Below are 13,690 nucleotides of genomic sequence, written 5' to 3'. Positions count from 1 at the left end.
TGCGGAGTTAAAAGGCATAAAATCTCTTCCAAGTTGCGGGAAACTCTCTACTCGTAAGTATCGTCTTTAACCAGGCTGCTCCTCACATAACTACCATATCAGCCCTAGTCAGGAAGGTTTTGAACATGAAAGACCAACAAGGATCTAATCGTATTTCTTCAGGCGTAATTGCAGCCGTCTCAGCGGCGGTTGTAGCGGTAGGTGGCGGTGTGGCTTGGTTTACTTCACAATCTGGCAATACTCCCACACCGTCAAACCCCTCTGGGCGAATCGCTCAACCAGCACAGCCATCAACTAGGCAGCCAGCTAACGAGCAAACCCCTAATGTTTATTGGCTCAGATCAAATGACAAAAATGTTGCTTTGGTTCCCCAACCTGTTAAAGTCGCTTCTATAAGACCCAATCAGCCTTTAGAGTCAGCTTTTCAAAGTTTGTTAGCAGGCCCAACAGAAGGAACAGATTCAACAACCATCCCCAAAGGAACAAAGCTATTGGGGCTGAAGACAGAAAAAGATGAAGTTCGCGTTAATTTATCGGAAGATTTTACCAGTGGTGGTGGTAGCACCTCAATGATGGGCCGCGTGGGACAAGTTGTTTACACTGCGACAAGTTTAAATCCCAAAGCCAAGGTATACATTGACGTAAACGGCAAACCGTTAGATGTTTTAGGCGGTGAGGGTGTAGAGTTACAACAACCACTAACTCGTGAAAGCTTTCAGAAAAATTATCCACTTTAGTCATTGGTCATTAGTCATTAGTCATTGGTTTTTCACAAATGACAACTGACAAATGACAAAGGACAAAAGACCTAACGTTTGCTATTTAACACACGAAAATTACGGGCTTGCTCCTCTAACCTTGTGGCGAGGCGATCGCAAACCCGGTTACACAAATCAAAAATCATTTGATCTTCCACCCGGTAATAGGCGCAAGTTCCTTCACTGCGGCGGCTAAGGATACCTGCTTGCCACATTACCTTCAGGTGTTTTGACACATTTGCCTGAGAAGTCTGTGTTGCCTCTACCAACTCTTGCACGCATTTTTCTTCATCCCGTAATAAGTGGAGCAGCCGCAGGCGCATTGGCTCACTTAACAGACTGAAGTATTCAGCTACTTGTTGCACCACTTCTGGTGGTAAAGGCAACGTTTGTTTCATCAGGATTAACCCGCAAAGACTGAAAGTTTTAACAATTACTCACTTGATATATACATTAATACTTAATCAGGGTTAATTCGCATCAAAGGTTGGCCATATTCTACGGCGTCACCATTTTGGAGAAGAATTTCCATTACCTGTCCAGAGACTTCGGCTTCAATTTCATTCATCAGCTTCATGGCCTCAATGATACAGACTGTTTGACCTTTGCGGACGCGATCGCCCACTTCCACAAATGCCGCTTCCCCAGGTGCGGGAGCGCGATAAAACGTTCCCACCATTGGAGAAGGCACTTCTACTAATCTCTGGTCAATGGTTGAGGGAGGATTTACTGACAACTGCAATTGTGTGCTAGTACCAGTATTTTCAAACACGCGAGATGTGGATACCTCCGTTACCTGACTGGCGTTCAACTGGTTTCCCCCAGATGAACCCGATGTCAAGCCCGAACCTACCACACTGCCTAAAGTCCCTTGACCTACCGACAACATCTGATTGCTGAGGCTCACAGCCTTACGGACTGTCAGTTCAAAATCATCGCTTTTGAGCGTGACTTCTGCAATATCTGTTTGTGCGATAGTTGCCAGTAATTGGCGAATTTCATTAAAGTCCAATGGCACAGTTTTTATTACCTCGACCTATCCGTAAATGAGCATCTTAAGTGTGGCAGGGATTTAATCCCTATATAGGGATTTCAATCGGGACTTGCATCTCCGTAGAGATGAAAGTTATTCCCTGCTGATATATTTATCTTCCTGAGTGTCAACTTTGATGCGTTCTCCTTGAGAAATAAACAAAGGAACCATCACAATTGCACCAGTTTCCAGAGTTGCTGGTTTTGAGCCACCTGTGGCAGTGTCACCTTTTAAACCTGGATCTGTTTGTACAATTTCCAGAACCACAGACTTAGGCAATTCTACTCCTAGAACCTGCTCTCCCCATTTAATAACTTCAGCTTCCATACCTTCCTTAAGGTACTTGACGCGATCGCCAATTTGCTCGCGAGTCAATCTGCCTTCTTCGTAGGTTTCCATATCCATAAAGACAAACTCATCGCCTTCTTTATAGGTATGTTGCATCGTGCTTTTTTCTAGAGTGGCTTGCGGCACTGTTTCCCCTGCGCGGAACGTTTTTTCCATAACGCTCCCACTCTGAACATTTTTTAGCTTAGTGCGTACAAAGGCAGAACCTTTACCTGGCTTGACGTGTAGGAATTCAAGCACTCGCCATACAGACCCATCCAATACAATTGAAACACCGGGTCGAAAGTCGTTACTGGAGATCATGAAACTTTCAAATTTTGGAAGACAATCGGCATTTATTGTACCCTTCTAGGGTCGTCATTGGGCATTTGTCATTAGTTAGTTGTCATTTGTCATTAGTCATTTGTCATTTATCCTCCGCCCTTAACGTGGGAAGATTATTTATGGGTTACGTCCAGTCAACAATTTAATGCTGCATTTGAGTTATCCCATGCTTAACTTATTAAAATCCTGGCTGAAGAACAGCCTAATAGCAATACTGCTGGTGACAATATTTTTAGGCATAACTACAGCTGGGTGGACTCCCTCCAGTAGCGCCGCACTGCCATCGGGCAATGCAATTACCGACGGTAAGGCTTTGTTGCGGTATGCACTCCCGATAGATAACAAACCTGTGCGGCAACTACAAGCCAGTTTAGAGGACATCTCTGCCCAACTGCGGGCGAATCGACGTTGGGGTGCTATTTCCAAAGACATCAGCCAAGCATCCCGCATTCTCGATAAACCTTCCCAAATCTTAACAAGCGTTCCCGAAGAACGCCAACCCCAAGCCGAAGCTTGGATTACCGAGTTGAAATCTGGGGTGGGTAAGTTGCAAGAATTGGCGAACAGCAAAGATAAAGAACAAATTCTGCAAGAGAGAACTAAACTGCTAAATCTCGTTACTCTTCTAGAAGAGTCAATGGTGAAACAATTCCCCTTTGAAGTGCCTGCCCAGTACAGCAATCTGCCGCAACTTAAAGGTCGTGCCACTATAGAATTGAAAACTAACAAAGGCGATTTAACCTTTGTAGTAGACGGTTATAGCGCCCCTGTTACTGCCGGGAATTTTGTAGATTTGGTACAGAGGGGTTTTTATGATGGCTTAGAATTTACCCGTTCTGAAGAATCTTACTTTCTCCAAACTGGAGATCCTGCTGGAAAAGACGTAGGTTTCATTGACCCAAAAACGGGCAAATATCGCGCCATACCCTTAGAAGTCTTAGTTGAAGGCGATAAAGAACCTACTTATGGCATTACTCTAGAAGAAGCTGGCCGTTACGTTGATATGCCAGTTCTGCCTTTTTCTGCCTTTGGTGCAGTGGTAATGGCTCGTCCCGAAAATGAAGTAAATGGTGGTTCATCACAATTTTTCTTCTTTCTGTTTGAACCAGAACTCACTCCCGCCGGACGCAACCTATTGGATGGTCGTTATGCCGTTTTTGGCTATCTCACCGAAGGCAGAGAAGTTTTGGATAAACTGAAGGCTGGTGACAAAATTGAATCGGCAAAAGTGGTTAAGGGAATAGAAAATCTGGTTGAGCCGCAAGCTGCATAAGAAGACACAGGGGTAGGAGAAGAGTAATTCTTGTACAGACGCGATTAATCGCGTCTCCCCTGATTCAGATTCCCGGCGGTGAATATTTGATCAACTATGATCCTTAACTCTGGAAAAGTTCGTGATACTATTTGCTGGCTATCTGTAAAAACTGTTTCTTCGTAAAATCCATCTTCCAGTAGTAACACCGAAACTTTTGCTTTCAGTGGGTCTACAATCCAATATTCAGGAACCTCTAAGGCCGCATATTCTGAGCGTTTATAACGATAGTCCCGTTTCATCGACTCTGGACTGACTACCTCGACAATTAGTAACGGTGGTGACTCAAATACTGCTGAAGCATTCAACAATTCTCTAGCTTGCTCCAGTGTCACTACACACAAATCAGTCAACCTAGATTTATTTCTACCCGTTCTCACCCCACTTTCCCGAAAACACAACCAAGTAGAGTTACAACGTTTGATTTCTGCTTTCAAGGCAATATCCAAAAAATCGACAATCAGGAAATGTTCGATAGTAGGTGGATTCATTAGTTCTAGCTTCCCATCCACCAGTTCATAATGGAAATCGCTACCATCATCATAGGTTAAGTACTCTTCAAATGTGATGCTGGTTACTGGTGTTGTTACCATTCCAACTGACTCCTAGACGATACCCTTATCTTAAACAGTAAAGTAAATCATCAGTTTTCTTCGTAATTTTGCAACACGGAAAACCGATTGTGAACAGTGAGTTATCTTCTCAACAAGTAAAAGACATTGGCGAACAAGGTCTTTTAGAAAGATTACAACGCTTCTGTCCTCCAGAAATTATCGGCGATGATGCAGCAGTACTTGAGACTGCACCAGGACAATCTTTGGTAGTGACTACAGATGTGCTGGTTGATGGTGTGCATTTTAGTAACCTCACCACTTCCCCAGAAGACGCAGGTTGGCGAGCTGCTGCTGCCAATTTATCAGATTTAGCAGCAATGGGCGCTTCCCCATTAGGAATCACTGTCGGGTTGGGACTACCCGGTGAACTTAGGGTTAGTTGGGTAGAACGCTTGTATCAGGGAATGACAGAATGCCTACAAAAATACAATACTTCAATTGTCGGGGGTGATGTAGTGCGATCGCCTGTTACTACTCTGGCAATTACCGCTTTTGGTCAAGTTAACCCTAGTCAAATTATCCGCCGTTCTGCTGCCGTTGTTGGAAATGCGATCGTCGTTACAGGCGTTCATGGAGCCTCCCATGCAGGCTTAGAACTCCTCTTGCACCCCGAATCAGGACAAAACCTCAACAACCAAGAAAAGACGGCTCTAATCCGCGCACACCAACGCCCACAGCCACGATTCGATGTCTTACCAATCCTCTGGAAAATTTTAGCATCCCCATGCCCCATGGCCATTGCTGGTATGGATAGCAGCGATGGTTTGGCAGATGCGATTATCCAAATCTGCCGTGCCAGTTGTGTTGGCGCTGTCCTAGAACGCAGACAAATTCCCGTACCAAAAACTTTTAACCATTGGTTGCCACCAGAGCAAGCGCTAAAATATGCTCTATACGGTGGCGAAGACTTTGAATTAGTGCTCTGCTTACCACAAAAATTAGCATCAGCTTTAGTGCAACATCTTGGAGAAGGTGCTGCGATCGTAGGCAAAATTACAGCCGGATCAAGAGTACTATTGCACGACGAACAAAAAAAATTCCCTGACCAAGTTCTTAATCTTAGTCAGGGATTTCAACATTTTGGTCAATAGTCCTTTGTCCTTTGTCATTCTTCCAATGAACAATGACTAATGACAAATGACCAATGACTAATGACAAATTATTGCCACTTCTGGGCTACTAATTCTGCCAAATCCAAGACTCGTTGGCTGTAACCCCACTCGTTGTCATACCACGCCATAACTTTTACTAAGTCATTGCCCATAACCAAAGTCAAGCTGGAATCGACAATCGAAGAAGCATCGCTACCTTGATAATCGGAAGATACCAATTCTAGTTCGCTATAATCCAAAATGCCTTTCAATGGGCCTTCAGCAGCATCCTTGAGAGCTTGGTTAACTTCTTCAGTAATAGTACGCTTCTCAACCTGAACTACGAAATCTACCATTGAGACGTTCGGGGTCGGTACGCGTAAGGCAACGCCATTAAGTTTGCCTTTGAGGTCTGGGATAACCAGTGCCACTGCTTTTGCTGCACCAGTAGAGGTGGGTACAATGTTTATCGCTGCTGCCCTCGCCCGTCGCAAATCCCGGTGAGAAGCGTCTAGCAAGCGTTGATCACCTGTATAGCTGTGGGTGGTGGTCATCGTACCTTTAATGATGCCGAACTTATCGTTCAATACCTTGGCGATTGGTGCCAAGCAGTTGGTAGTACAGCTAGCGTTACTGATAATGTGGTGTTTGTTGTGGTCATAGTCATGATGATTCACACCAACCACAAAAGTACCATCCTCGTTTTTACCAGGAGCGGTAATCAGGACTTTCTTGGCTCCAGCATTTACGTGCTTGAGCGCTCCTTCTTTGCTAGTAAATACCCCGGTTGCTTCGATAATTAGGTCAATTCCCCAATCTTTCCAGGGCAAGTTTTCTGGGTTGCGATCGGATACGCACTTAATGGTCTTACCGTTAACGATGATAGAGTTATCATCGGCACTAATCTCAGCACCTTTGATCTTCCCTAGCATTGAGTCATACTTGAGCAGGTGAGCATTGGTTCTAGGGTCTGAAGTGTCATTAATAGCGACAAGATCGATTTGACTGTTCTCTCTACCCACCCAGCAACGCGCAAAGTTACGTCCAATCCGCCCGAAACCGTTGATTGCAACTCTAATCACAGTGTCTTGCCCTCTGTATTTATGCTTATATGTTGATATCGTTGACCCCAATCATATCGCAAAGGGGGGGGGCACTTTTAACCATAAAGTGTTAGATCAATAAAAAAACACATAATTTATTCAGATTTGTTCGAGTAGAGATTGTTGTTAGTGATATATGATCTGACCGGTTCCGGTACTAAATAACGAATTGACTGGCGTTCGCGGCAAAATTTGCGAATTAGACTTGACGAAACTCCTACTAAAGGTATATTTAAGAGTTGCCAGTGAATGGTATGTAACTGCTCCCTGAGTTGCTGCTCCACTTGCTTGCAGATTAATTTGCTTTGAGTTATAGTCTCACCACCTAGCAGTCGGGGTGCGATTAACCAATCACACATTTGTGCTAGTTCGTGTCCACGGTACCAACGGGGTAAGGTTTGGAAAGTATCCAAGCCCACAATCCAGTACCAGTGAGTATTTGGGTAACAAGCAGATAAGTCAATCAGGGTGTTAATGGCATAGGAAGTTCCAGAGCGATTTGTCTCCACTAATGAGACAGTAAACCCTGGGTTATCTTTTGTAGCTAATTGCAGCATTTGCACACGATGCTCAAACAAAGCTGCTTCTTTGTGAGGAGGATTTAGGGATGGCACCCAAATTACCTTTTCAAGGGATACTTGATGCAAAGCTGTCTCGGCTACGAGCAGGTGTCCCCAATGAATTGGATCAAATGTGCCACCAAAAATTGCGAGTTGCTGCATCCAGTTATGCCTGGGTTTTATGCAATCGAAAAATAGTTTCATTACCAATGTACTATTGTACTCAATTCACGCCTAGACTTGATGCAATTTCAAATCAGTTTCACTAAACAATGTATTATGTAGCCAATTCCAGTAAGATAGCCAAAAATATGTATTTGACATTACAAGAATTTCTTTCCCGATGCGTCCAAAATTTTCAGAATAATCTTAAGAACAGTTCAGAAATAGCAAAAACCTCCAACCAAGGTAAAATCATTCTGAACAAAGAAAACCAGAGCGGAAAAGTCATTCGGGCATCAAATATAAACATGATATAGGAGCAGTTACGGTAAAAATCAAATTCCTGTTATGATACGCGTGTCATTTGTGATTATGGTGTGGTGTGGTGTAAGAGGAGTAATAAATGACTAATTCTGTAGATTTTAGTGGTAGACCATTTCATTTCATTGGCATCGGTGGTATAGGTATGTCTGCTCTGGCATACGTTCTCGCAAAGCGCCAATTTCCAGTATCAGGTTCGGATCTTCGTCCAAATCATATTACGCACAAGTTGGAATCTATCGGTGCTCATATTTTTGGTAAACAAGAGGCAAGCAATCTCGAATTCTTTCGCCCTCAGGTATTGGCGAATACAGTAGTATTAAATTCACAAGAACAATTACCTGCTGATACTAAGTCAAAACTGCCTCAAGTCATTTGTTCAACAGCAATAAACACTAATAATTTAGAATACAAAGCAGCACTAGAATTAGGCTGTCCAGTTTTACATCGTTCAGATGTGTTAGCCGCATTAATTGCCGATTACCATAGTATTGCAGTGGCAGGAACACACGGCAAAACTACAACCAGTAGCATGATTGGCTATATGCTTCTAGAAGCTGGTCTAGACCCAACGATTTTAGTGGGTGGCGAAGTCAATGCTTGGGAAGGCAATGCTCGATTGGGACAAAGCCAATATTTGGTAGCCGAAGCAGATGAATCTGATGGTTCCTTGGTAAAACACGCTCCAGAGATTGGCATCATCACCAATATTGAACTCGATCATCCTGACCATTACGATACATTAGAAGAAGTTATTGACATCTTCCAGACATTTGCCAAGGGTTGTAAAACGTTGATAGGTAGCATTGACTGTGCTACAGTGCGCGATCGCTTACAACCCACAATTACCTACAGCTTACATTCAGATACCGACGCTGACTACACCGTTACTAATATTGATTATCGTGCTGATGGCACCACAGCTTTAGTTTGGGAAAGAGGCAAAGCTTTGGGCGTGTTGAAGTTGCGGTTGCTCAGTCGGCACAATCTCAGTAATGCCTTAGCAGCGGTGGCTGTTGGTCGCGCTTTGGGCTTAGAATTTGGAGCAATTGCTAAAGGTATCGCCACCTTTGAAGGAGCAAGACGCCGCTTTGAGTTCCGAGGTGAAGTCAATGGCATTACCTTTATCGATGATTATGCTCATCACCCTAGCGAGATTCGCGCTACTCTCGCCGCAGCACGTTTACAGGCAAGACCAGGGCAAAGAGTAGTTGCTATCTTCCAGCCCCATCGCTATAGCCGGACACTGACTTTTTTAGAAGAATTTGCCGAGTCCTTTACCCATGCTGATTTGGTTGTGCTGACTGATATTTACAGCGCAGGTGAACCCAATTTAGGGCAGATTAGTGGTGAACATCTAACGGCGGAAATTGCTAAACAGCATTCGCAAGTAGTTTATCAACCAACTTTATCCTCAGTATGTGAGTACTTGCTACAAACACTACGCCCAGGAGATTTGGCGCTGTTTTTGGGGGCTGGGAACTTGAATCAGGTGATTCCTGAAGTAATTACGACACTTTGTGAGCCTGCTAAAGCTACATCCTAAATGGAGACTTTGCGAAGTTTTATTTCTGAGCAAAGTACCCCTTTAGCAACGGTTTCATTTGTGAACTCTGTTACCGTATCTTTGCGGTAAATAAATGTAAAAATTTTACCAAAAAAAGTAAAGATGACCATTTCCCAGGCAGTTGGAAACGTCTGCAAAGTTTCTGCTTTGAATACAAAGAAACACCAAACAGCTAATTCAGTGGACAGTGAAGTAATTTACTTACCCAGTACTGATTGTGCGATTAAGTCCCAGGCTTCTTTGTCAGCGTTTACTTCCTATAGAGTTGGAGGAGCAGCTGATTTGTACGTTTCTCCCCGAAACTTAGAAGCACTGCAAGCAAGTCTGAAATACGCAAAAGAGCGTGATTTAAAAGTGACAACACTGGGAGCAGGTTCTAACCTGTTGGTGAGTGATGGCGGTATATCAGGCTTAGTCATTGCTACTCGTCATCTCCGCTTCAGCCATTTTGACCCAGAAAAAGGTCAATTAACCGTTGCTGCCGGAGAATCAATTCCCAGCTTGGCATGGGCCGCAGCAGAATTAGGCTGGCAAGGATTGGAGTGGGCTGTTGGTATTCCCGGAACAGCAGGAGGTGCCGTGGTGATGAACGCAGGGGCACATAATAGCTGTATCGCAGATATGTTAGTTAGTGCCGAGGTACTTTCACCCGATGGGACGCTAGAGACTCTTACCCCAGAACAGTTAGGTTATAGCTACCGAACTTCATTATTGCAAGGTGGCGATCGCATAGTCACCCAAGCCACCTTACAACTCGCGCCAGGTGCAGACCCAGCAAAAGTTGTAGCAATCACCAAAGAACACAAAAAGCATCGGTTAAGCACCCAACCATACAACTTCCCTAGTTGTGGTAGTGTGTTCCGCAATCCTAAACCTTACAGTGCTGGCTGGTTAATTGAACAAACTGGTCTGAAAGGCTACCAAATTGGTGGAGCACAAGTAGCATTACTTCATGCTAATTTCATCGTAAATCGGGGTGGGGCAAAAGCTAGTGATATTTTCTGTCTCATTCGTCACATTCAACATCAAGTACAAGAACGTTGGTCTATTAGTTTAGAGCCAGAAGTCAAAATGCTCGGAGAGTTTCAAGGTGCTTGTGGATAAAGAATGGGGAATGGGGAATGGGGAATGGGGAATGGGGAGATGAATTAATAACCAATATGCAATGCCCAATGCCCAATGCCCAATTCCCTAATCCCTACTCCCTACTCCCGATGATCATGACGCATTAATTATTGGTAAAAAAAGAGTCAAATTACTTACCGCATCTATAATTGAATTTGATTTGTTATTCAACGCACACGCGTACAAATAATTATGACAGGAAAAGGACAGGGATTTGGCTTTGGCTTAGGAAAAATGAAGGAACTTGCCGAAGCTTTTAAGAAAGCACAGCAAGTTCAAGAAGGCGCAAAGCGACTCCAAGAAGAATTGGAGCAAATGGAGATTCTAGGAGAATCTGGCGGCGGTCTAGTGAAGGTAATTGTCAGTGGCAACCAAGAACCCAAGCGGGTAGAAATTTCTCCAGATGCTTTGGGAGAAGGTGCAGAAGTACTTTCCGATCTCGTCACAGTGGCAATGAAAGAAGCCTACAACAAGTCCACAGCAACCATGCGGGAACGTATGGAAGAATTAACCAGTGGGTTGGAGTTACCTGGATTTTAGTCATTGGTCATTAGTCATTGGTCATTGGTCATTGGTCATTGGTCATTCGACAAAGGACAAATGACTATTGACAAAGGACAAATAATATCTATGCCTTACAAGTTGCTGTTTGTCTGCTTAGGTAATATCTGCCGATCTCCATCGGCAGAAAACATCATGAATCATCTAATTGAGCAGGCTGGCTTGAGCGAACACATCCTCTGTGACTCTGCTGGTACATCTAGCTATCACGTTGGTAGCCCACCTGACAGACGTATGAGTGCTGCGGCTGCTACTAAATTGGGAATTAAACTGCGTGGCCAAGCACGACAGTTTCTAAGGTCAGATTTTCAAGAGTTTGATTTGATTTTGGCGATGGATCAAGAAAATTATGAGAACATCCTCACTCTTGATCAAACTGAGCAATATCACCATAAAGTGCGTTTGATGTGCGAGTTTTGCTCTCGACACACTCTAAAGGAAGTTCCAGATCCCTATTATGGTGGTCAAGAGGGATTTAATCAGGTTATTGATTTACTGGTCGATGCTTGTGAAGGTCTGCTAACAAAAGTTAAAAGTGAGGAGTTTTAATTCCTCACTCCTCACTTTTAACTCCTAACTTTTATTCCACTAAACCATGCTTCATCGCAAAACGCACTAATTCCGCTCGGTTGCTGGTTGAGGTTTTTCTCAATAAACTGCTAACGTACTTTTCCACTGTGCGAGGACTCAAGTGTAGCTGATGACCCATATCGGCATTAGAAAGACCATGAGTCAATAACTCTAGGACTTCTTGTTCTCTGTGAGTTAGGGCTGAGTGCAGATGGGATTTCTGAATTTGAGTGAACAGAGAATTATGGGCATCCCCCGTTTTTGTTGAGGTGGGAATGCCCAAGCTCTCTTTATGAGAAAAGCGATACTCTGATTGAATGATTTGCGATCGCTCCAAAAGATTGCGAATTGCTGCTGCTAACTCTTCCAGTTCAAAAGGCTTAGGTAAATATAAATCACACCCTGACTGGTAACCCATAATTCTTTCTTGGGTCTTAGTTCTGGCTGTTAATAAAATTACAGGCAATAAACGAAACACTGGCTGTTGACGCACTCGGCGCACCAGTTCATAGCCATTCATCTGTGGCATGACAATATCCGTGACAATCAAATCAGGATGATAGTCATCTACCATAACTAAAGCTTCTCGACCGTCATTAGCCGTGATCACCGAGTAGCCAGACAGTTCAAGATAGTCGCTAACAGACAGACGAGTGCCCAAATCATCATCCACTACAAGGATCGTCAAGGGCATGGATAGTACACCCCTAGCATTTTTTTACTCAGAAATTTGCTTCTACGTGCTCCATCAGTGAACACAGATAATAATAGTGTTCTTATGTTTCATACTATGACAGGATTACCAACTAATGACTGTCTTCAGGGTTTATTTATAAAGAAAATCTTAAATCTTTAGGATGAGTTAACGAAGTCTAACTCACCTTTGACTCCCTCTGCTTGAGAGGCATAGAGAGCTTTGTAATTTGTAACAACTCATCAATAAGGCATAGTAAATGCTTATCATAGTATAAATTATTAACTTAATCAATATTGCCAAAAAACTCTTAATTGTGAACTTAGAAAAGCTAAATTAGTGATATACAGTTCATAATTTATAGCGGTTCTAAGATACACCCTATAATTCACAAGCCAATCCAAATAACTTTTTAGGTACATTTAAAGCACACAAAATTATCAATGAGCGACAAGAACGACGGTTACAAAGTTATTAGCGACAACCGCCAAGCCCGTTATTTGTATGAAATTCTAGAAACTTACGAAGCTGGAATTGAGTTGACAGGAACCGAGGTGAAGTCGATTCGTGCGGGTAAAGTCAATCTCCAAGATGGCTATGCTTTGCTTCGCAATGGCGAAGCATGGTTGATCAATATTCATATCTCGCCTTACAACGCTAGTGGACAGTATTTCAATCATGAGCCACGGCGTACACGTAAGCTACTATTGCATCGTCAAGAACTCCGTAAGCTAATTGGCAAAGTAGAACAGCAGGGTTTAACTTTAATCCCTTTGAAAATGTATCTCAAACGAGGCTGGGTAAAAGTGAGTATAGCCCTTGGCAAAGGTAAAAAGCTCCACGATAAGCGAGAAGACTTGAAACGACGCCAAGACCAGCGTGACATTCAACGGGCAATGAAAAGCTATTAACGGTTAGTGTAAGCAAACTACCACACCAGAGGGAGAAACAGATTGCTGTCAAAGTATGTTGTCTATCCATAGCGTTAGTTGTGAAAATGCCTAGTTTATAGCCGCAGATTGATTTTGTTAAGGTTGGAACTCGATACAGTTGTGAGTAACTTCGGATGGCATCAGGAATTTTCACAACTTATGAAAAGTAATTTCATTAAAGCTATTGGCGCTGGCGTTCTCACCTTGAGTATGGGAATTTTACCCTTAACTCTATCTGCACAAGCTCAGACAACTAATGATCCCGGAGTCAATACTGCTCCAACAACGACCACTTCTGATCGCAACGATTTTGATTGGGGTTGGCTTGGATTAATTGGTCTATTCGGTCTAGCCGGTTTGGCTGGCAAAAAGCGCGATAACGAACCGACCGCTTATCGCGACCCTAATTCGCCAAGTGCCACTACCTATAGAGACTAATAGCATTTTAGATTTTGGATTTTAGATTTTGGATTGGGAATCCTCTATTGCATCTGGATTTTGTGAATCTATCTGTCGGAATAATTTTAAAAATTGGTGCAAGCAACTCAAAATAACCTTTGGCAAGTTGCTATTCGTCTACAAAATTCAAAAATGTGAGTTGTCAGTTGTGATCAG

Annotated in this window: 16 protein-coding genes; 9 read left to right on the top strand and 7 right to left on the bottom strand. The window is 43.3% G+C overall.

The features are described from left to right. Nucleotides 1–125: 125 nt before the first annotated feature. Complete coding sequence (locus ACWATR_RS18185) at nucleotides 126–737, top strand: GerMN domain-containing protein (RefSeq protein ID WP_460335224.1); 612 nt, start codon at nucleotides 126–128, stop codon at nucleotides 735–737. A 71-nt stretch (nucleotides 738–808) separates the two neighbouring features. Here the strand turns inward: ACWATR_RS18185 and ACWATR_RS18180 are convergent, their stop codons facing one another. From ACWATR_RS18180 to efp, 3 genes are all read right to left on the bottom strand, one after another. Further along, entirely contained in the window at nucleotides 809–1,156 is a 348-nt protein-coding gene (locus tag ACWATR_RS18180) for an ArsR/SmtB family transcription factor (RefSeq protein ID WP_190893788.1), read from the bottom strand. Nucleotides 1,157–1,218: 62 nt separating this feature from the next. After that, nucleotides 1,219–1,776: an acetyl-CoA carboxylase biotin carboxyl carrier protein gene (accB, locus tag ACWATR_RS18175; protein ID WP_420760816.1), complete on the bottom strand. Its 558-nt coding sequence runs from the start codon at nucleotides 1,774–1,776 to the stop codon at nucleotides 1,219–1,221. Nucleotides 1,777–1,884: 108 nt separating this feature from the next. Beyond that, nucleotides 1,885–2,442, bottom strand: a complete 558-nt coding sequence (gene efp, locus ACWATR_RS18170) for an elongation factor P (RefSeq protein WP_069070428.1) — start codon at nucleotides 2,440–2,442, stop codon at nucleotides 1,885–1,887. Nucleotides 2,443–2,629: 187 nt separating this feature from the next. On the opposite strand from efp, the gene ACWATR_RS18165 reads away from it, so the two are divergent. Further along, on the top strand, nucleotides 2,630–3,736 hold the full coding sequence (locus ACWATR_RS18165; RefSeq protein WP_460335219.1) for a peptidylprolyl isomerase: 1,107 nt from the start codon (nucleotides 2,630–2,632) through the stop codon (nucleotides 3,734–3,736). Between the two features lie 44 nt (nucleotides 3,737–3,780). Here the strand turns inward: ACWATR_RS18165 and ACWATR_RS18160 are convergent, their stop codons facing one another. Then, a complete protein-coding gene (locus ACWATR_RS18160) occupies nucleotides 3,781–4,368 on the bottom strand; it encodes a Uma2 family endonuclease (protein WP_460335216.1) in 588 nt (195 codons plus the stop codon). 89 nt (nucleotides 4,369–4,457) lie between these two features. Between ACWATR_RS18160 and thiL the strand changes: the two genes are divergently transcribed. Beyond that, nucleotides 4,458–5,480: a thiamine-phosphate kinase gene (thiL, locus tag ACWATR_RS18155; protein ID WP_460335213.1), complete on the top strand. Its 1,023-nt coding sequence runs from the start codon at nucleotides 4,458–4,460 to the stop codon at nucleotides 5,478–5,480. A gap of 68 nt (nucleotides 5,481–5,548) precedes the next feature. Here the strand turns inward: thiL and ACWATR_RS18150 are convergent, their stop codons facing one another. Continuing rightward, nucleotides 5,549–6,562 (bottom strand): type I glyceraldehyde-3-phosphate dehydrogenase, encoded by a 1,014-nt coding sequence (locus tag ACWATR_RS18150; RefSeq protein WP_069070425.1) that lies wholly within the window; start codon nucleotides 6,560–6,562, stop codon nucleotides 5,549–5,551. 116 nt (nucleotides 6,563–6,678) lie between these two features. Continuing rightward, a complete protein-coding gene (gene nadD / locus ACWATR_RS18145) occupies nucleotides 6,679–7,305 on the bottom strand; it encodes a nicotinate (nicotinamide) nucleotide adenylyltransferase (protein WP_435023967.1) in 627 nt (208 codons plus the stop codon). 403 nt (nucleotides 7,306–7,708) lie between these two features. On the opposite strand from nadD, the gene murC reads away from it, so the two are divergent. From murC to ACWATR_RS18125, 4 genes are all read left to right on the top strand, one after another. After that, nucleotides 7,709–9,172 (top strand): UDP-N-acetylmuramate--L-alanine ligase, encoded by a 1,464-nt coding sequence (murC, locus tag ACWATR_RS18140; RefSeq protein WP_460335209.1) that lies wholly within the window; start codon nucleotides 7,709–7,711, stop codon nucleotides 9,170–9,172. Nucleotides 9,173–9,295: 123 nt separating this feature from the next. Beyond that, entirely contained in the window at nucleotides 9,296–10,297 is a 1,002-nt protein-coding gene (gene murB / locus ACWATR_RS18135; protein WP_460335206.1) for a UDP-N-acetylmuramate dehydrogenase, read from the top strand. Between the two features lie 213 nt (nucleotides 10,298–10,510). Beyond that, on the top strand, nucleotides 10,511–10,858 hold the full coding sequence (locus ACWATR_RS18130) for a YbaB/EbfC family nucleoid-associated protein (protein ID WP_069070420.1): 348 nt from the start codon (nucleotides 10,511–10,513) through the stop codon (nucleotides 10,856–10,858). A 90-nt stretch (nucleotides 10,859–10,948) separates the two neighbouring features. Beyond that, a complete protein-coding gene (locus tag ACWATR_RS18125; RefSeq protein WP_460340508.1) occupies nucleotides 10,949–11,428 on the top strand; it encodes a low molecular weight protein-tyrosine-phosphatase in 480 nt (159 codons plus the stop codon). Nucleotides 11,429–11,459: 31 nt separating this feature from the next. Here the strand turns inward: ACWATR_RS18125 and ACWATR_RS18120 are convergent, their stop codons facing one another. Further along, on the bottom strand, nucleotides 11,460–12,143 hold the full coding sequence (locus tag ACWATR_RS18120) for a response regulator transcription factor (protein ID WP_460335202.1): 684 nt from the start codon (nucleotides 12,141–12,143) through the stop codon (nucleotides 11,460–11,462). Between the two features lie 443 nt (nucleotides 12,144–12,586). On the opposite strand from ACWATR_RS18120, the gene smpB reads away from it, so the two are divergent. Together smpB and ACWATR_RS18110 are read left to right on the top strand one after the other, a co-directional pair. Next, nucleotides 12,587–13,054: an SsrA-binding protein SmpB gene (gene smpB, locus ACWATR_RS18115; RefSeq protein WP_069070417.1), complete on the top strand. Its 468-nt coding sequence runs from the start codon at nucleotides 12,587–12,589 to the stop codon at nucleotides 13,052–13,054. Between the two features lie 180 nt (nucleotides 13,055–13,234). After that, nucleotides 13,235–13,513: a WGxxGxxG family protein gene (locus ACWATR_RS18110; RefSeq protein ID WP_460335198.1), complete on the top strand. Its 279-nt coding sequence runs from the start codon at nucleotides 13,235–13,237 to the stop codon at nucleotides 13,511–13,513. The last annotated feature ends 177 nt before the right edge of the window (nucleotides 13,514–13,690 follow it).

The organism is Nostoc sp. UIC 10890 (assembly GCF_054786515.1).
This window is presented reverse-complemented; position numbering and strand designations above follow the sequence as displayed.